Origin of the sequence: Azospirillum sp. TSO5, assembly GCF_003116065.1 — a bacterium.
GTDB lineage: Bacteria > Pseudomonadota > Alphaproteobacteria > Azospirillales > Azospirillaceae > Azospirillum.
The window spans coordinates 1-19024 of sequence record NZ_LGQY01000083.1 but is presented as its reverse complement, the minus strand read 5'-3'; the positions used below and the strand labels follow the sequence as shown (position 1 = coordinate 19024).

Sequence of the window (19024 nt, the reverse complement as noted above, 5' to 3'; positions counted from 1 at the left end):
GAGCAGTCGCGCGGTGCCGACGGAGGCTTGATCGGTACGGAGATTTCCCGTCGGCTTCATAAAGTTGCGCGGGTAATTCCCGCCGCATTGCGGCGAGGTTCCAACTGTCGCAGAGGCGGATCCAAGGAAAAACCCTGATGGACAGGCACGGTCTCCTTGTGCGAACTGTTGCCGAGTGCGACAGGCCGTCGCACTGCGCTACAATTCAGCACAAATTGGTCGCCGCCGCTTTTCTTACGACCATGTAATGATGAGGGCGTTGCGGTTGTGACGGACCTGGAGGCGGGGGAGCCAACAGGGGTGTCGTCAGCCCAAGAGAACGACCAGGCGAATCCGGAACGGCAATCATGTTGAAAGGTGCGATCGAATACGCGCCGTCGACCTTCGAGGAGCGGGGGGCCGCGGTGGCCTTCACCACGCCGCTGCTGTCCCAGACCCGTGTGCGCCGTGGCGAGCGGTCGAAGCTCGAGGTGCTGATCCCCAGCCTGTCGCAGGGCATGGGCATCTATGTCGTCGCCTGGAAGGCGGTGCCGGACATGGTGTCGATGACCATGCACGACCGCTATCTGCACGACCTGATCGTGAAGGAGGACGCCTGCTCCCCGCACGAGATCCGCCGGGCGACGCTGAAGGCGGCGCGGCGCGGGCTTGCCGGGCCGCAGGCGGCGCAGGCCGCCCGCCGCGCCCTGGAGGAGGACGAGGAGCAGAGCACGCTGACCCACTACCTGCTGATCCTGGCGATCCTGAAGGCGGTGGGTCTGGAATCGCCGGAGATGCTGAAGGCCGGCATCGACACCGACGAGGGGCAGCGGCTGACCCGCCAGCTGATGACCCGCGCGGCGGAAAGCCTGCGCATGGACGCCACGCTGCTCTATGCCCGGCTGGCCGACATCGCGGCGGTCGCCGCCCCGGTCGGACTGGCGCATTCGCCGAGGCCCGGCCGGCTGACGCGCGGGCTGAACGACCTCAAGAGCTTCCGCGACAGCATGACCGAATGGGCGCGCGACGTGCCGAGCGACGCCGCCCCGGTGGCGGAGTTCTGCGCCGAGGTGGCGCAGCACACCATCGGCATCGGCGACAAGGTTCTGGGCGACTTCCACCGGCGGGTGGAGGCCATCGGGCCGCTGATGCGTGACTGGGACATCGAGATCCTGCGCGTGCGCGCCCAGGCCGGCCGCATGGCGTGGCTGCTCGACGGCTGGAGCCACATCACCGGGGCGTGGGAGGTGGCGCAGGCCGAGGACCATCACCAGCAGGCGGCGACCGTCAACGACCTGTTCCGCATCCTGCCGCTGCTGCCGCGCAAGGAGACGAGCCGCGACTTCGTCGAGGATGCCAAGCAGGTCAAGCTGGCCCACCGCCGCTCCGTCCGCATGCTGGAGGACTGGCGCACCGGCCAGATGGACATCGACGCCATCCGCCGGATCGAGGCGGTGAAAGCGCGCCTGCCATGACGGGAGGGGCGGAGAAAAAGGGGCAGGTGGACCGCCTGCCGGGGCTGGAAACCAAGCTGTTCGACATCCCTGAGGACAAGTTCATCGAGGTGGTCCGCCTGCTGGAGCGGGTGCGCGACCATCCCGACGTGCGCCAGACCTTCGCCGCCATCCGCCCGCGGCTGGTTCAGGTCCGCCCCGGGCGCCGCCCCACGCTGAAGCGCGTGCTGTGCATGCCGTTCGAGGATGTGCTGGAAAGCTTCAGCGGCGTCGACGTGCCGCTGGGCCGCATCGAACGGCGGGTGATCGACCCGGTGTGGACGCTGGTGACGGAGTGCGGCGACACCGCCCTGATCGACCAGCTCGACCGGCAGGTGCAGGAGACGGCGCCCGGCAATCTCAACGCGCTGCGCAACATCGGGCGCCGGCTGTGGCCGATGGCCGCCCAGGCCATTCGGGGAGCGGTGGAGCAGGACGGCGCCCGGCATGCGCTGTGGCGCGTGCTGCATGGCGACGAGGAATTGCAGCGGCAGGTGCTGGACATCGCCGCCTTTCTGGAGATCGGGCTGACGGTGGAATCGCTGAAGGACGCGCTGGCGCCGAAGCCGCTGCCGGCGCTGGGGGACGAGCATGCCGGCGCCATCGAGCAGGCGGTCCAGGCGGTGGCGCGGCAATCGACCGGGCTGGTCTATTACCTGCTGCTGGCCGCCGCCTCGCGCATGGCGAACCCGGCCGACCTGCTGACGGTGCTGAACGATCTGGATTTCGGCAAGGCCCGGCGCGAGCAGCCGGTGATCTTCGCCCAACTGAGCGGGCTGGTGGTCACCAATCTGGAGGAGCGGTCGGCCCGGCTGGACGGCAACGGCTACAGCGCCGGTCCGGGCGGGGCCGCCGCCGCCATCGCGCCGGAGGAGGCCATCGCCATCGCCGAGCGGCTGGTCGCCAGCGTCAACACCACCTCCGCCGTCATGGATTTCCTGGCCGAGCCGGTCTATCGCGAGCGGCTGGAGGCGGTGAAGACGGCGGTGCGGACGATGGTGGCCGGAACCGTGCTCGACACCGCGTCCGGCGGCATCCTGACCGCCGTCCCGGCTCCGGTCGAGAACGGCCGCCCCGCCGCGGTGGACGAGGACGCCCAGGCGGCGGCCGAGGACCATGCCCGCGCGCTGCGCCGCTGCGAGGGGCTGGCCGACGCGCTGAGCCTGCACGAGCCGCTGAAGACCGCGATGGCGTCGATGGAAAAGGGGCTGATGGCGAAGGCGCACGCCCTGCTGGCGCAGTATCCCAAGGCGGCCGGCGACCCGGACGATGCGGAAACGGCGGAGATCAGCCTGTTCTACGCCCTGCGCCTGCTGGAGCTGGTCGCCGGCCCCGCCAAGGCCGACCAGCTCCGCACCGCCATCATGGCCGCGACGGGGGAGTTCGCGGAGGAGTAGGGGGCGATTACGACGCCGCCGGCAGGGCGTCCCTCGCCTCGTCCTTGGCCGCGCTCTCATCGGCGTAGCGGCGGGCCAGGATGGCGCCGACCATCAGCTGGATCTGGTGGAACACCATCACCGGCAGCAGAACAAGACCGGCGGTGGCGGGGGCGAACAGGACGCCGGCCATCGGCACGCCGCTGACCAGCGACTTCTTCGAGCCGCAGAAGACGATCACCGCCTCGTCGGCGCGGGAGAAGCCCAGGCGGCGGCTGAGCAGCGTCGTGCCGATCAGGAACAGCGCCAGGATGGCGCCGTCGATCAGCACCACCATGCCCAGGGCGGCCGGCGGCACCTGATGCCAAAGGCCGTTCACCACCGCCTCGCTGAAGGCGAGATAGACGACCAGCAGGATCGAGCCGCGGTCGGTGAAGCGCAGCATCGTCTTGTGCCGCGCCGCCCAGGCGCCGACCCAGCGCCGCAGAAGCTGACCGGCGACGAACGGCAGCAGGAGCTGCGCCGCGATGGTCTGCAGCGTGTCGAGCGACAGCGCGCTTCCCTGCACCTTCAGGAACAACGCCACCAGCAGCGGCGTCATCAGGATGCCGGAGATGTTGGAGAGGGTGGAACTGCACACCGCCGCCGCCACATTGCCCCGCGCCATCGAGGTGAAGGCGATGGAGGACTGCACGGTGGAGGGCAGCAGGCAGAGGAACTGCACCCCGATCGCCAGGGCCGGCGGCAGCAGGCTGTGCGGCAGCGTTTCCACCACCGCCCAGCCGATCAGCGGGAAGGCGACGAAGGTCAGGCTGAAGATCAGCAGATGCAGGCGCCAATGCGCCATGCCCGCCACCACCTCTTCCCGCGGCAGGCGGGCGCCGTGCAGGAAGAACAGCAGCGCGATCGCCGCCTCCGCCAGCCAATGCACACCCTGGGCGGCCTGCCCATGCACCGGCAGCACGGTCGCCAGACCGACGGTCGCCACCAGCGCCATGGTGAAGCCGTCCAGGTTCGGGCGAGGCACGCGAATCATTGGTTGGTCCCCCAAATCGTTATCACTGGCCGGACATAACGCATTGGCTTCTCTTATAACGGCCTTCTCCGGTCTGGAATACAGTATTCAACATGCATGGCTGCCTTGAAAAGATTGGGGAAAATCGGCACCGGTCCGGAGTCTTCCACGATGTGGAAATGTGCCGCGACTGCGAAAAGCGGTCAAACTCCTGGGATCGGTCAACTTTCGTCCCTGCTCAGTACCCCCTTGCGGCGCGCCTCGCCATACGGTAACGTATGGTCAAAGAACGGATGATTTCCCAGGGGAGCGATACGTCCATGCTGTCCAACCAGTACCCCAGCCTGAATTTCGACCTCGGCGAGTCGGCCGACATGCTGCGCGATTCGGTGCGGAGCTTCGCCGCCAATGAGATCGCCCCCCGCGCCGCCGAGATCGACCAGACCAACGAGTTCCCCAACGAGCTGTGGCGCAAGATGGGCGACCTCGGCATCCTCGGCGTGACGGTCGACGAGGAATATGGCGGCGCCGGCATGGGCTATCTGGAGCATGTCGTGGCGATGGAGGAGGTGTCGCGCGCCTCGGCCTCCGTCGGCCTCAGCTACGGCGCCCATTCGAACCTCTGCGTCAACCAGATCCGCAAGAACGGCAACGAGGAGCAGAAGCGCCGCTATCTGCCCAAGCTGATCTCCGGCGAGCATATCGGCGCGCTGGCGATGTCGGAGCCGAACGCCGGGTCGGACGTGGTGTCGATGAAGCTGCGGGCCGAGAAGAAGGGCGACCGCTACGTCCTGAACGGCACCAAGATGTGGATCACCAACGGTCCCGACGCCGACACGCTGGTGATCTACGCCAAGACCGACATCAACGCCGGCCCGCGCGGCATCACCGCCTTCCTGGTGGAGAAGACCTTCAAGGGCTTCTCGGTGGCGCAGAAGCTGGACAAGCTGGGCATGCGCGGCTCCAACACCGGCGAGCTGGTGTTCGAGGACTGCGAGGTGCCTGAGGAGAACATCCTGGGCGGCGTCGGGCGCGGCGTGAACGTTCTGATGTCCGGCCTGGATTACGAGCGCGCGGTGCTGTCCGGCGGTCCGCTCGGCATCATGCAGGCCTGCATGGACGTGGTGATCCCCTATGTCCACGACCGCAAGCAGTTCGGCCAGTCCATCGGCGAGTTCCAGCTGATGCAGGGCAAGATCGCCGACATGTACACGATCATGAATGCCGCCAAGGCCTATGTGTACGCCGTCTGCAAGGCTTGCGACCGCGGCGAGACCACCCGCAAGGACGCCGCCGCCGCCATCCTGTTCTCCGCCGAAAAGGCGACCTGGATGGCGCTGGAGGCCATTCAAACGCTGGGGGGCAACGGCTACATCAATGAGTACCCGACCGGCCGCCTGCTGCGCGACGCCAAGCTCTATGAGATCGGCGCCGGCACCAGCGAGATCCGCCGCATGCTGATCGGGCGCGAACTGTTCAAAGAGACCGCGTAAAGCGGTTCGGCAACAAGGCACAGAGGGAAAGGGACAGACCACCATGACCGACAGCATCGTCATCGCCGCCGCCGTCCGCACGCCGATGGGCGGCTTCCAGGGCGACCTCATGGGCCTGACCGGCCCGCAGCTGGGTAGCGTCGCCATCCAGGCGGCGCTTGAACGCTCCGGCCTGCCGGCAGACGCGGTGGACGAGGTGTTCATGGGCAACGTGCTGTCGGCTGGTCTGGGCCAGGCCCCGGCGCGCCAGGCGGCGCTGGGCGCCGGGCTGCCGAAGGGGGTGGGCTGCACCACCATCTCCAAGGTCTGCGGTTCGGGCATGCGGGCGGTGATGTTCGCCCATGACGTCATCAAGGCCGGTTCGGCCAAGGTGGTGGTGGCCGGCGGCATGGAGAGCATGTCGAATGCTCCGTATCTGCTGGACCGCGCCCGCGGCGGCTATCGCATGGGTCACGGCAAGGTGCTGGACCACATGTTCTTCGACGGTCTGGAGGACGCCTACGAGAAGGGCCGCCTGATGGGCACCTTCGCCGAGGAATGCGCCAGCAGCTACAACTTCACCCGCGAGGCGCAGGACAACTACGCCATCGAAAGCCTGAACCGCGCCCGCAAGGCGGTGGAGGACGGCTCCTTCAAGGCGGAGATCGCGCCGGTTCTGGTCAAGGGCCGCAAGGGCGACACGCTGGTCGATACCGACGAGCAGCCGGGCAAGGGCGATGCCAAGAAGATCCCGACGCTGAAGCCGGCCTTCGCCAAGGACGGCACGGTGACGGCGGCGAACTCCTCGTCGATCTCCGACGGTGGCGCGGCGCTGATCGTCACCACCCGCAGCGAGGCCGAGAAGCGCGGCCTGCGCGTGATCGCCGAGATCAAGGGCCATTCCAACCACGCCCAGCAGCCGGCGCTGTTCACCACCGCGCCGGTCGGCGCGATGCAGAAGCTTTTCGAGAAGGTGGGCTGGTCGGCCCGCGACGTCGATCTGTTCGAGATCAACGAGGCGTTCGCCGTGGTGACCATGGCGGCGATGCGCGACCTCGACCTGCCGCACGACAAGGTGAACGTGCATGGCGGCGCCTGCGCGCTCGGGCACCCGATCGGGGCTTCGGGCGCGCGGATCCTCGTGACGCTGCTGGCGGCGCTGGAGAAGTACGACCTGAAGCGCGGTGTGGCGTCGCTGTGCATTGGTGGCGGCGAGGCTACGGCGATCGCGGTGGAGCGGGTGTAAGGGCGGGCGCTTGCCCCCTCCCTAACCCTCCCCCGCTTCGCGGGAGAGGGAACTCCGCTGTACTCCCGCAAAGCTCCTACCCCCTCTCCCTCGAAGAGGGGGAGGGATGGGGAGGGGGCACAGCACGCCACCAACAAAAACCATCGCCCGAGGAAACGTCCGATGCACCTGACCGAAGAACAGACCATGGTCCGCGACATGGCCCGCGCCTTCGCGCAGGACCGGCTCGCCCCGACCGCCGCCGAGCGCGACCGCAGCGGCGCTTTCCCCAAGGCGGAACTCGCCGAGATGGGCGAACTCGGGCTGATGGGCATGCTGGTGCCGGAGGAGTTCGGCGGCGCCGCCACCGACCATGTCGCCTACGCGCTCGCCATCGAGGAGATCGCCGCCGGTGACGGCGCGGTGTCCACCATCATGAGCGTCCACAACTCGGTCGGCTGCATGCCGATCCTGAAGTTCGGCACGGACGCCCAGAAGGACCGCTTCCTGAAGCCGATGGCGCGCGGGGAGATGCTGGGCGCCTTCTGCCTGACCGAACCGCAGGCGGGTTCCGATGCCTCCGCCATCAAGACCCGTGCCCGGCGCGATGGCGATCACTGGGTGCTGAACGGCACCAAGCAGTTCATCACCTCCGGCTCGCAGGCCGACGTCGCCATCGTCTTCGCGGTGACCGATCCGGCCGCCGGCAAGAAGGGGCTCAGCGCCTTCATCGTGCCGACGGACACCCCCGGCTATCAGGTGGCGCGGACCGAGGAGAAGCTGGGTCAGCACTGCTCCGACACCTGCCAGATCGTGTTCGAGGAGTGCCGGGTTCCCGCCGACCTGATGCTCGGGGCCGAGGGCGCCGGCTACAAGGTGGCGCTGGCGAACCTGGAAGGCGGGCGCATCGGCATCGCCTCGCAGTCGGTCGGCATGGCGCGCGCGGCGCTCGACCACGCCATCCGCTATGCCCAGGAACGCCAGAGCATGGGCGTGCCGATCATCCAGCATCAGGCCATCGCCTTCCGCCTCGCCGACATGGCGACGCGGGTGGAAGCCGCGCGCCAGATGGTGCTGCATGCCGCATCCTTGCGCGATGCCGGGGTGCCTTGCATGAAGGAAGCGGCGATGGCCAAGCTGTTCGCCTCGGAGATCGCGGAGAAGGTCTGCTCCGACGCCATCCAGATCCATGGCGGCTATGGCTACCTGAATGATTTCCCGGTGGAGCGCATCTATCGCGACGTCCGGGTCTGCCAGATCTATGAAGGCACCAGCGACATCCAGCGGCTGGTCATCAGCCGCGCGCTTGTTCAGTAACACAGTCCGCAATCAAGACCGCCAAACCGGGAGGAAGACGGCATGACCGTCCTGAAGAGCGCCCTGAACGCGCGCTCCGCCGAGTTCCAGGCCAATGCCGACGCCATGCAGGCGCTGGTCGACGATCTGCGCCGGAAGGTCGCCGCCATCCAGCAGGGCGGCGGCGCGAAGGCTCGTGAAAAGCACCTCGCCCGCGGCAAGCTGCTGCCGCGCGAGCGCATCCGCCAGCTGCTCGACGTCGGCTCGCCGTTTCTGGAGCTGTCGCAGCTGGCCGCCGATGGCGTCTATGCCGACGACATTCCGTCGGCCGGCATCATCGCCGGCATCGGCAGCGTCGCCGGGCAGGAGTGCATGATCGTCGCAAACGACGCGACGGTGAAGGGCGGCACTTACTACCCGCTGACGGTCAAGAAGCACCTGCGGGCGCAGGAGATCGCGCAGCAGAACAACCTGCCCTGCATCTATCTGGTGGATTCGGGCGGCGCCAACCTGCCGAACCAGGACGAGGTCTTCCCCGACCGCGACCATTTCGGCCGCATCTTCTACAACCAGGCCAACATGTCGGCCGAGGGCATCCCGCAGATCGCCGTGGTGATGGGAAGCTGCACCGCCGGCGGCGCCTATGTCCCGGCGATGTCGGACGAGGCGATCATCGTCCGCAACCAGGGCACCATCTTCCTGGGCGGCCCGCCGCTGGTGAAGGCCGCGACCGGCGAGGTGGTGTCGGCGGAGGATCTCGGCGGTGCCGACGTCCATTCCCGCACCTCGGGCGTCACCGACCATTACGCGATGAACGACGCCCACGCCTTGGCGATGGCGCGCCGCGTGGTGTCGAACCTGAACCGGGCCAAGCACATCGACCTCGACCTGCGCGAGCCGGAGGAACCGGCCTTCGACCCGCGCGAGCTGTACGGCGTCATCCCCAGCGACGCCCGCAAGCCGTTCGACGTGCGCGAGGTGATCGCGCGGGTGGTCGACGGGTCGCGCTTCGACGAGTTCAAGCCGCTCTACGGCACGACGCTGGTCACCGGCTTCGCCCATATCTTCGGCTATCCCGTCGGCATCATCGCCAACAACGGCATCCTGTTCAGCGAATCCGCCCTGAAGGGCGCCCATTTCGTCGAGCTGTGCTGCCAGCGCCGCATCCCGCTGGTGTTCCTGCAGAACATCACCGGCTTCATGGTGGGCCGCAAGTACGAGGCCGGCGGCATCGCCAAGGACGGCGCCAAGCTGGTCACCGCGGTCGCCTGCGCCAAGGTGCCGAAATTCACCGTCATCATCGGCGGCAGCTATGGCGCCGGCAATTACGGCATGTGCGGCCGCGCCTACAGCCCGCGCTTCATGTGGATGTGGCCGAACGCCCGCATCTCGGTCATGGGCGGGGAGCAGGCGGCCGGCGTGCTGGCCCAGGTCAAGCGCGACGCCATGGAGGCCCAGGGCAAGCCGTGGTCGGCCGAGGACGAGGAGGCGTTGAAGGCGCCGATCCGCGCCCAGTTCGAGCGCGAGAGCCACGCCTATTACGCCAGCGCCCGGCTGTGGGACGACGGCATCATCGACCCGGCCGACACCCGCATGGTGCTGGGCCTCGGCCTGTCGGCCTCGCTCAACGCGCCGGTGCCGAAGACGCCCTTCGGCGTCTTCCGGATGTGAGGGGGCGAGCATGAGCGACATTCTGATCGAGGTTGCCGACACCGGCGTCGCCACCGTCACCATGAACCGTGGCGACGTGCACAATGCCTTCAACGAACAGGTGATCGCCGACCTCACATCCGCCTTCCGGCAGGTGGGTGAGGATCCGGCGGTGCGCGTCGTCCTGCTGCGCGGGGTGGGCAAGAGCTTCTCGGCCGGGGCGGATCTGTCCTGGATGAAGAAGATGGCCGGCTACTCCCGCGAGGAGAATCTGGCCGACGCCATGGGCCTCGCCACCATGCTGCGCACGTTGGACGAATGCCCGAAGCCCACGGTCGCCGTGGTGCAGGGGCCGGCCTTCGGCGGCGGCGTCGGGCTGGTTTCGGCCTGCGACATCGCCATCGGGGTCGAGACGGCCACCTTCGCCCTGTCGGAGGTGCGGCTGGGCATCATCCCCGCCGCCATCAGCCCCTATGTCATCGCTGCCATCGGCGAGCGCGCCTGCCGCCGCTATTTCCTGACCGGCGAGCGGTTCAGCGCGGCGGAGGCCCATCGCATCGGTCTGCTGCATGAGCTGACCAATGCCGACGGGCTGGAAGAGACGGTGGCGAAGACGGTGAAGAACCTGATGGACAGCGCCCCCACGGCGGTCACCGCCGCCAAGGAGCTGATCCGCGCCGTCGCCCGCCGACCGCTGACCGACGACGTGGTGCGCGACACGGCGGAGCGCATCGCCCGCCAGCGCGCCAGCGCCGAAGGCAAGGAGGGCGTCGGCGCCTTCCTCGACAAACGCACCCCGTCCTGGCGGAGCTGATCCACATGTTCGACAAGATCCTGATCGCCAACCGCGGCGAAATCGCCTGCCGGGTCATCCGCACCGCCCGCCGCATGGGCATCAAGACCGTCGCCGTCCATTCGGAGGCCGACGCCAAGGCGATGCATGTCCAGATGGCCGACGAGGCCGTCTGCATCGGCCCGGCCCCGGTCGGCGAAAGCTATCTGCGCGGCGACGTCATCCTCGACGTGGCCAAGCGCACGGGGGCGCAGGCCGTCCATCCCGGCTATGGCTTCCTGTCGGAGAATGCCGGCTTCGCCGCGGCTTGTGCGGAGGCCGGTGTCGTCTTCATCGGCCCGCCGATCGACGCCATCCGCGTCATGGGCTCCAAGGCGGAATCCAAGCGGCTGATGGCGAACGCCGACGTGCCGCTGGTGCCGGGCTATCACGGCACCGACCAGGACTTCGCCACCCTGTCGGCGGAGGCCGAACGCATCGGCTATCCGGTGCTGGTCAAGGCGTCGGCCGGCGGCGGCGGCAAGGGCATGCGCGTGGTGCGCGCCGCCAACGAGCTGGCCGATGCGGTGGCCGGCGCCCAGCGCGAGGCCAAGGCGGCGTTCGGCGACGACAGCCTGCTGCTGGAAAAGTATCTCGGCCGGCCGCGCCATGTCGAAATCCAGGTCTTCTGCGACACCCACGGCAACGGCGTCTATCTGTTCGAGCGCGACTGCTCGGTCCAGCGCCGCCACCAGAAGGTGATCGAGGAGGCGCCGGCCCCGAACCTGCCCGACGACCTCCGCCGCCGCATGGGCGAGGCCGCGGTCGCCGCCGCCAAGGCGGTGAACTATGTCGGCGCCGGCACCGTCGAGTTCCTCTATGAGGATGGCGGCTTCTACTTCATCGAGATGAACACCCGCCTGCAGGTGGAGCATCCGGTGACGGAGAAGATCACCGGGCTCGATCTGGTTGAGTGGCAGCTGCGTGTCGCCGCCGGGGCGGAGCTGCCGCTGCGCCAGGAGCAGTTGACCCGCCGGGGCCATGCCTTCGAGGCGCGGCTGTACGCGGAAGACCCGCAGCGCGACTTCCTGCCGGCCATCGGCAAGCTGGTGCGGCTGCGCCCGCCGGCCGAGAACGAGCATGTCCGCGTCGACACCGGTGTCCGCGAGGGCGATTCGGTGACGATGTATTACGACCCGATGATCGCCAAGCTGATCGTCTGGGACGAGGACCGTGACTCTGCGCTGCGCCGCCTGCGGGTGGCACTGGCCGAGTATGAGGTCGTCGGCGTCACCACCAATGTCGGCTTCCTCGGCGCCATCGCCGGCCATCCGGCCTTCAAGGCGGTGGAGATCGACACTGGCTTCATCGAGCGCCACCGCGCCGACCTGCTGCCGCCGCCGGCCCCGGTCGCCGACAAGGCGCTGGCCGCCGCCGCCCTGTCGGTGCTGCTGAAGCGTCGGGAGGAGGCCCAGGCGGCGCTGCGCGCCCGGTCGGATCGCTACTCGCCCTGGCTGCTCGCCAATGGCTGGCGGCTGAACGAGGAGAACCATTACGACCTGCGCCTGATGGACGGCGACACCGCGCGCGAGGTGACGCTGCATTTCCGCAGCGATGGCTACGAGGTCGCGGTCGATGGCGGGAAGCCGATGCCGGTGACCGGGGTCAGTCTGTCGGACGGCCTGCTGACCGCGACGCTGGACGGCATGCGCACCCGCGCCACCGTGGTGCAGCAGGGGCTGGACATCACCGTGCTGATCGACGGCGCGGTGTCCCGCCTGACGCTGGACGACCCCAGCGCCCGCGCGGCGGAGCAGGAGGGCGGCTCCGGCCGTCTGACCGCGCCGATGCCGGGCACCGTGGTCCGCGTGCTGGTCGAAGCCGGCCAGAGCGTGGAGGCCGGCGCGCCGCTGATGCTGCTGGAAGCCATGAAGATGGAGCACACCATCAAGGCCCCGGCGGCCGGCACGGTCAGCGCCGTGAATTTCGCGGCGGGCGATCAGGTGTCGGAAGGCGTCGACCTTCTGGTTCTCGACATCGCGGAGGCCTGACGATGCAGTTGCCCAAATTCGTCCGCATGGTGGAGGTCGGCCCGCGCGACGGCCTCCAGAACGAAAAGTCGATGGTGCCGACGGCGGTGAAGGTGGAGTTGGTCAACCGCCTGTCCGATGCCGGCTTGAGCGTGGTCGAGGCCGCCAGCTTCGTCTCGCCCAAATGGGTGCCGCAGATGGGCGACAGCGCCGAGGTGCTGGCCGGCATCACGCGCAAGCCCGGTGTGCGCTATGCCGCCCTCACGCCGAATTTGAAGGGGCTGGAGGGTGCGCTGGCGGCCAAAGCCGACGAGGTGGCGGTGTTCGGTGCCGCGTCGGAAAGCTTCAGCCAGAAGAACATCAACTGCTCCATCGCCGAGAGCCTGGACCGCTTTGCCCCCGTGATGGAGCAGGCCAAGGCGGCGGGCGTGCCGGTGCGGGGATATGTCTCCTGCGTGCTCGGCTGCCCCTATGAGGGGGAGATCGCGCCGAAGGCGGTGGCGGATGTGGCGGAGCGGCTGTTCGCCATGGGCTGCTACGAGGTCTCGCTGGGCGACACCATCGGCACCGGCACGCCGACCAAGGCGCAGGCGATGATCGCCGCGGTGGCGGAGCGGGTGCCGGTGGAGAAGATCGCCGTCCATTTCCATGACACCTACGGGCAGGCTCTGGCCAACATCCTGGCCGCCCTGCAGATGGGCGTGGCGGTGGTCGACAGCTCCGTCGCCGGGCTCGGCGGCTGCCCCTATGCCAAGGGCGCCAGCGGCAACGTGGCGAGCGAGGACGTGCTGTATATGCTGAACGGCCTGGGCATCGAGACCGAGGTCGATCTGGACAGGCTGATTGCGGCCGGGGCGTTCATCAGCGACGCCATCGGCCGCCCCACCGCATCGAAGGTGGCCCGCGCTCGTGGTTGTGCGTGAGGGAACCTTCGGCAACGAAGGGTCGCGCTTCCGAAAGGGGGCGCGGCCCTTTCGTATTTTGGGGGGCGGCAAGGTAATGCATATGGATGTTGCAGGTTTTTACTGCGGAACATTAGTGTTTTCTGCATCATATTTGAAAATCAGAGATAGTAGATTCAATGCACACCATGGCATTACTCTTGCCGAGTCGGTCGTATTTTTCCGTTGAGTCCTCGTTGTGCAAGGAATGTGGTCATCAACCCTGCGGATAGCTTCCACCGAATGACGCGATTTATGCATTCAGTCTTGACGATTTGAAGTGATACCAGGAAGGCTTTGACGGCGTGAAAGTATCTATCTCACGGTCGAATTTCTCGTATTTGGGGAATTTGTCGGTGGGGATGGTATGGCATCGTCTGTGGTGGTTGGGGAAACCGGGTCAAGGTCGCATTTTGATGCCTATACCGGTCCTGGCGCTGACCGCAAAGGCATTCCCGCCGATGAAGCGGCACACCAATCCCCCGAAGCCTTCATCAGATATTGGAGCGACAAGGGCGGGTCGGAGCGCGCCAACTACCAGAAATTCATCAACCAGCTCTGTGCCCTGATCGGCACGGCGGAGCCGGAAGCCTCGTCGGAGCAGGACGCGCTCAACAATTACGTCTATGAGAAGAGGGTTCGGGCGCTCGATCTGGAGGGCGACGACGGGCGGAACAATTATCTCGACTGCTACAAGCGGGATTGTTTTGTTCTGGAGGCCAAGCAGTCGCGCAAACGCCAGCGCGGCGGGCAGGAGGGCGGCGACCTGTTCGGCGGGTTGCCCCACAGTCCCCCGCCCGCTGGGACGCGGCCGTCATGGGACCGGCTGATGCGGCAGGCGCGCGCCCAGGCTGAACGCTATGCCAAGGCGCTGCCGACCGATCACGGCTGGCCGCCCTTCCTGATCGTCGTCGATGTCGGGCATGTGATCGAGACCTATGCCGACTTCACCGGGCTGGGCAAGGCCTACATGCCCTTCCCCGACAGCCGGTCGCACCGGATCAGGCTGGCGGATCTCGCCGATCCGGAGATCCGCGCGCGGCTGAAGGCAATCTGGGAAGCGCCCAAAAGCCTCGACCCCAGTGCCCGGCGGGCCGAGGTGACGCGGGACATCGCGCAGCGCCTCGCCCGGCTGGCGCAGAGCCTGGAAAAGCGCTACGAGCCGAAACAGGTCGCGCTGTTCCTGATGCGCTGCCTGTTCACCGCCTTCGCGCAGAATGTCGGGCTGCTGCCGGACGGCGCCTTCACCGGCGTGTTGAACGACGCCCGGCCGAACCCGCAATTCCTGCCGCGCTATCTGGAACCCTTCTGGCGCAGCATGGACACGGGCAGCGATCACGACACCACCATCCGCGCCCGCGTCCGCCATTTCAACGGCGGGCTGTTCCGCGAAGCCGAGGCGCTGGCGCTCGACGAACAGGAGATCGGCGAATTGATCGCGGCCTGTTCACGCGACTGGAAGAATGTGGAGCCGGCGATCTTCGGCACTCTGCTGGAAAACGCGTTGAGCAAGCGCGAGCGCAGCCAGTACGGCGCCTTCTTCACGCCGCGCGCCTATGTGGAAAGGCTGGTGGTGCCGGCGGTCATCGAACCGCTGATGGCGGAGTGGCGGAACGCGCAGGTGATCGCCGAGACTGCGCGGCAGAAGAACGATCATGCGCAAGCGATCAAGCAGATCAAGGATTTCCACCAGAAGCTCTGCTCCGTCAAAATACTGGATCCGGCCTGCGGAAGTGGAAATTTTCTTTATGTCGCCCTGGAGAAGATGAAGGCCCTGGAAGGGGAGGTCATTGCGACGCTGGAGGAAATCGGCGGCGGGACGCAGGCCAATCTCGATCTTGCCGGGCACACCGTCGGCCCGCATCAGCTTCTTGGGCTGGAGAAAAATCCCCGCGCCGTGCCGATCGCCGAACTGGTGATCTGGATCGGTCATCTGCAATGCCACCTGCGCCAGCGCGGGCCGGAAAGCCTGAGCGAGCCGATCCTCCACTCCTACGACAACATCCGGCAGTGCGACGCGGTGCTCACCTGGGACCGGGTGGAGCCGATGCTGGACGAGGCCGGTCAACCGCGGGTGAAGTGGGACGGCGTCAGTTGGAAAACCGACCCCTTCACCGGCCAGGAGGTGCCGGATGAAAGCCGCACGGTCCCGCTGCAACGCCATATCGGCGCCAAGCCCGCGGACTGGCCGCAGGCCGACTACATCGTCGGCAACCCGCCCTTCATCGCCGGCAAGGATTTGCGTGCCGAACTGGGCGACGGCTATGCCGAGGCGCTGAGGAAGGCCTATCCGCAGATGCCCGGCGGCGCCGATTTCGTCACCTACTGGTGGGACAAGGCGGCCGAACTGGTGCGCAAGGGAGCGGCCAAGCGCTTCGGCTTCATCACCACCAACAGCATCACCCAGACCTTCAGCCGCCGGGTCATCCAACGCCATCTGGACGCGAACACGCCGCTGTATCTGACCTTCGCCGTTCCGGACCACCCCTGGGCGGACGGGCAGGGCGCGGCGGCCGTGCGGGTGGCGATGACGGTGGGTGCGCTCGTCGAGCACGACGAACGGACCGGCCTGTTGAAGACGGTGGTGCGCGAAGGAACGTCTCCCGATAATGACGGAGCCGTTTCCGTCGAGTTGAAGCCATTTACCGGAATCGTGAGAAGCGATCTCACGGTCGGTGCGGATATCGCATCTGCGAAGCCGCTGGCATCGAATGGGAAGATCTCTTCACGTGGTGTGTCACTCCATGGGGCGGGCTTCCTCGTCACCCCGGCACAGGCACGTGCCCTCGGTCTGGGGCGGATTGCCGGATTGGAAGAGAGGATACGCGAATACCGGAACGGCCGTGATCTGACCGGGCGCTCCCGTGCACTGATGGTGATCGACCTGTTCGGCATGACGGAAGCCGAGGTCAGGCAGAAGTATCCTGATGTTTATCAGTGGTTGCTGGACCGCGTGAAGCCGGAGCGGGATTCCAACAGCAGGCAGTCGTATCGTGAGAACTGGTGGATATTTGGGGAACCAAGAAAGGAGATGCGGCGTGCGCTTTGCGGCCAGTTTAGATATATATCGACCGTTGAGACGGCAAAGCATAGACTGTTTCAGTTCCTAGAGAAAATCATTCTTCCCGACAATATGTTGGTCAACATTGCGATCGGAGAAGAATACGCTCTAGGTGTCTTAAGCAGTAAAATCCATGTGAAGTGGTCGTTGGCTGCGGGTGGATGGCTTGGGGTTGGAAACGATCCGCGCTACAACAAAACCCGCTGCTTCGACACCTTCCCCTTCCCCAACGCCACGCCGCATCAGAAGCGCGTGATCGGTCGGCTTGCCGAGGAACTCGACGCTCATCGCAAGCGGGTGCTGGCCGAGCATCCCGACCAGCTGACGCTGACCGAGCTTTACAATGTCCTGGAAAAGGGGCGGAGCCGGGAGGAACTGACCGCGCGCGAGATGGAGATCTACCAGTTGGGGCAGGTCGGCGTGATGCTGGACCTCCACAGCCGGATCGACCATGCGGTGGCCGACGCCTATGGCTGGCCCGCCGATCTGGAGGATGCGCGGATTCTGGAAAATCTCGTGGCGCTGAACGCCGAGCGCCACCGCGAGGAACGCGACGGGCTCGTCCGCTGGCTGCGACCGGACTACCAGAATCCGAAGGGGCAGGGCGCCGCCGTCCAGATCGCGGCGACGCTCGACATCGCGGCGGACACGGCGAAGCGGATCGTCTGGCCGAAGGCGCCGACCGAACAGGTCCACAGCCTGATGGCGGCGTTGAACCGCTGCGGCCGTGCCGTCGAAGCCGAAAGCCTCGCCCGCCAGTTCAAGGGCGCGCGGTCACCGCGGGTCAAGGAACTGCTCGACATCCTGGTGTCAGTCGGCCATGCCCGGCAGATCAACAACCTCTATGCCCCTTAGGAGGGTGCGTCGGGAAATCGCCGACGCGGCATCCCGATGCGAGGGGAGTTGCCCCATCACGGCTTGCGGCAGATCACCTCGGTCGGGAGGATGCGCTGCTCCTCCAGATTCCTGACCTGATTGCGCGCCATCTCGCGGAACTCCGGGCCCAGAAGGAGGTGGAAGCCGAGCGTCGGCGGGCCGTCGCGCTCGATCCGCTCGCGCAGCTGCTGGAACCACGCGCGGCCTTCCGCGCTGGTGTCCCGCCAACCGATGATTTCGAAACCGCTTCCGCTCAGCAGATCGCGGAGCTCATCCGGCGCGGCGAGGAAGCTGGTGGCGGGGTCGCGTGCCCATGGTACCGGGAAGTGAACCGGACCGCCCGGTCCTTCGAGCAGATCGTAGAGGCCGAACAGGCCGCCCGGTTTGAGGACGCGCGCGACCTCGGCGTAGAACCGCCGCTTGTCGGAAATGTTCATCGCCACATGCTGGGTATAGACCCGGTCGAAGCCGGCGTCGGGCAGGGGAATGTCCAGCGCCGAGCCTTGCAGATACTCGACGGTGCCGCCCAGCCCGACCCGGTCGGCCAGGACGGTCGCCGTGCGGCAGTATTCCTCGGTGAGGTCCAGCCCGACGACCCGGCAGCGGTAGAGATCGGCGAGGTGGCGGGAGGGGCCGCCAAGGCCGCTGCCGACATCGAGGACCCTGGTGCTCGTGTCCAGACGGAGGGCCCGGCCGAGTTCGGCGGTGGCTTCGCGCCCGCGGATGTGGAACTCGTCGATCGACGCGAGGTCGTCGGGGCGCAGACGGGAGAGGTCCTTTCCCGCCCGTTCCAAGGCGCCGAGGATTTCCGCAGCCAAGTCCTGGCGCCCGTAATGCTCAGTCACCCGTTGCTCGACAGACATGCCGCCCTCCCCTGGTTCGATCCCGGCCCCAGCGGGTGTCCAATCATCGGCCGGACCGGGCATCCTGGCAACTGCGCCTTGGAAAGCGCCGCTGCCGCCGACGGCGGGCCTTCCGATATCATCCGGATATGCGGCACCCTAAATTGTACGTACTACAAACTTGACGGTCCGGGGCGTCCGGCGCATCATCATCGACGTGATGGATGGTGCCGAAAACGCATTGTTCCCACGACGCCGACCGGCCTGAGCGCCGGCCGGAACCACGGCTGGAGTTCCAGTGGCAACGACCCACGGCCGCTAATCGCGCGCCGCCACATGACCTGTTGCCCGTCCGGCTGTTCGGCGGCGGAGCCATACCCGGGTGGCTCCGCCGCCGATTGTTTTTTGGCGCCGATTGTTTTTTTGGCCGACTGTTATTTGGGCATCGGCCACGAACCGGTCCAATCCCCGCCATCCTCCCGCCTCATTTCTGTCACGTCCTGTGCCGCTCCGCATTTCATCAGGGCAGCGGTCAGCGCGTAATGGATTTTGCCGAATTTCATACCACTTTTGAGCAAAGACCCCGGCAACCCCTGCCGAAATCGCTCGAAAATCAAACGAAACTTCGAAAAATATTGATGGGCTTTCACAAAATGGGGGTATGGGCTGTGGCTTTAACGCGCCATTAACCAGACTGGATTGAGTTTAGGCACATCAGACGCGGCCAACTCCAACCAGCGCGCGAAGTTGACTTCCAGGCTAGATGGAAATGGTTCGTCCCGTGTTAATGCCGATATGTCGGTTTCCCTTGGATTTGAAAGGCCCGCCCCCATGACCGTGCCGGCAGTCCTCCGCGATGTGGCGCAGTATGGCGCCTACGCCGCCGGCCGGGGCCGACATGCGGGCCTGCTGGTCGCGGTCCTGCTGCTGGCCGGCTGCCCGGCCAACACGGTGGGACCCTGGGGGGGAGCCGACGTGACGGCGGCCCGCCCGCCC

12 protein-coding genes are annotated in these 19024 nt (G+C 66.8%); 10 read left to right on the top strand and 2 right to left on the bottom strand.

All coding sequences use genetic code 11. The features are described from left to right. Positions 1–347: 347 nt before the first annotated feature. Positions 348–1454, top strand: coding sequence for a hypothetical protein (locus tag TSO5_RS20935; RefSeq protein ID WP_109153375.1), 1107 nt, complete (start codon positions 348–350; stop codon positions 1452–1454). Positions 1455–1480: 26 nt separating this feature from the next. Further along, positions 1481–2869, top strand: a complete 1389-nt coding sequence (locus TSO5_RS20930; protein ID WP_247870855.1) for a hypothetical protein — start codon at positions 1481–1483, stop codon at positions 2867–2869. A 7-nt stretch (positions 2870–2876) separates the two neighbouring features. Here the strand turns inward: TSO5_RS20930 and TSO5_RS20925 are convergent, their stop codons facing one another. Further along, positions 2877–3884 carry a bile acid:sodium symporter family protein gene (locus TSO5_RS20925; protein WP_109153373.1) on the bottom strand — a complete coding sequence of 336 codons (1008 nt, stop codon included), beginning with the start codon at positions 3882–3884 and terminating at the stop codon, positions 2877–2879. Between the two features lie 299 nt (positions 3885–4183). Between TSO5_RS20925 and TSO5_RS20920 the strand changes: the two genes are divergently transcribed. From TSO5_RS20920 to TSO5_RS20885, 8 genes are all read left to right on the top strand, one after another. After that, entirely contained in the window at positions 4184–5356 is a 1173-nt protein-coding gene (locus TSO5_RS20920) for an isovaleryl-CoA dehydrogenase (protein ID WP_109153372.1), read from the top strand. A gap of 43 nt (positions 5357–5399) precedes the next feature. Beyond that, positions 5400–6581 (top strand): acetyl-CoA C-acyltransferase, encoded by a 1182-nt coding sequence (locus TSO5_RS20915; RefSeq protein ID WP_109153371.1) that lies wholly within the window; start codon positions 5400–5402, stop codon positions 6579–6581. A gap of 162 nt (positions 6582–6743) precedes the next feature. Beyond that, entirely contained in the window at positions 6744–7877 is a 1134-nt protein-coding gene (locus TSO5_RS20910; RefSeq protein ID WP_109153370.1) for an acyl-CoA dehydrogenase, read from the top strand. Between the two features lie 42 nt (positions 7878–7919). Next, entirely contained in the window at positions 7920–9527 is a 1608-nt protein-coding gene (locus tag TSO5_RS20905; RefSeq protein WP_109153369.1) for a carboxyl transferase domain-containing protein, read from the top strand. 10 nt (positions 9528–9537) lie between these two features. After that, on the top strand, positions 9538–10320 hold the full coding sequence (locus TSO5_RS20900; RefSeq protein ID WP_109153368.1) for an enoyl-CoA hydratase/isomerase family protein: 783 nt from the start codon (positions 9538–9540) through the stop codon (positions 10318–10320). Positions 10321–10325: 5 nt separating this feature from the next. Further along, a complete protein-coding gene (locus TSO5_RS20895; protein WP_109153367.1) occupies positions 10326–12329 on the top strand; it encodes an acetyl/propionyl/methylcrotonyl-CoA carboxylase subunit alpha in 2004 nt (667 codons plus the stop codon). A 2-nt stretch (positions 12330–12331) separates the two neighbouring features. Continuing rightward, on the top strand, positions 12332–13231 hold the full coding sequence (locus TSO5_RS20890) for a hydroxymethylglutaryl-CoA lyase (RefSeq protein WP_109153366.1): 900 nt from the start codon (positions 12332–12334) through the stop codon (positions 13229–13231). A gap of 385 nt (positions 13232–13616) precedes the next feature. Then, positions 13617–17165, top strand: coding sequence for a class I SAM-dependent DNA methyltransferase (locus tag TSO5_RS20885; protein ID WP_199230966.1), 3549 nt, complete (start codon positions 13617–13619; stop codon positions 17163–17165). Between the two features lie 56 nt (positions 17166–17221). Here the strand turns inward: TSO5_RS20885 and TSO5_RS20880 are convergent, their stop codons facing one another. Beyond that, on the bottom strand, positions 17222–18049 hold the full coding sequence (locus TSO5_RS20880) for a class I SAM-dependent methyltransferase (protein ID WP_109153365.1): 828 nt from the start codon (positions 18047–18049) through the stop codon (positions 17222–17224). Positions 18050–19024 lie beyond the last annotated feature (975 nt).

Excerpts from the sequence above, each read along its gene's own strand:
- TSO5_RS20890 (WP_109153366.1), top strand. The coding sequence starts at position 12,332 with ATGCAGTTGCCCAAATTCGTCCGCATGGTGGAGGTCGGCCCGCGCGAC.
- TSO5_RS20885 (WP_199230966.1), top strand. The coding sequence starts at position 13,617 with ATGGCATCGTCTGTGGTGGTTGGGGAAACCGGGTCAAGGTCGCATTTT.
- TSO5_RS20910 (WP_109153370.1), top strand. The coding sequence starts at position 6,744 with ATGCACCTGACCGAAGAACAGACCATGGTCCGCGACATGGCCCGCGCC.
- TSO5_RS20920 (WP_109153372.1), top strand. The coding sequence starts at position 4,184 with ATGCTGTCCAACCAGTACCCCAGCCTGAATTTCGACCTCGGCGAGTCG.
- TSO5_RS20880 (WP_109153365.1), bottom strand. The coding sequence starts at position 18,049 with ATGTCTGTCGAGCAACGGGTGACTGAGCATTACGGGCGCCAGGACTTG.
- TSO5_RS20935 (WP_109153375.1), top strand. The coding sequence starts at position 348 with ATGTTGAAAGGTGCGATCGAATACGCGCCGTCGACCTTCGAGGAGCGG.
- TSO5_RS20915 (WP_109153371.1), top strand. The coding sequence starts at position 5,400 with ATGACCGACAGCATCGTCATCGCCGCCGCCGTCCGCACGCCGATGGGC.
- TSO5_RS20895 (WP_109153367.1), top strand. The coding sequence starts at position 10,326 with ATGTTCGACAAGATCCTGATCGCCAACCGCGGCGAAATCGCCTGCCGG.
- TSO5_RS20905 (WP_109153369.1), top strand. The coding sequence starts at position 7,920 with ATGACCGTCCTGAAGAGCGCCCTGAACGCGCGCTCCGCCGAGTTCCAG.
- TSO5_RS20925 (WP_109153373.1), bottom strand. The coding sequence starts at position 3,884 with ATGATTCGCGTGCCTCGCCCGAACCTGGACGGCTTCACCATGGCGCTG.
- TSO5_RS20900 (WP_109153368.1), top strand. The coding sequence starts at position 9,538 with ATGAGCGACATTCTGATCGAGGTTGCCGACACCGGCGTCGCCACCGTC.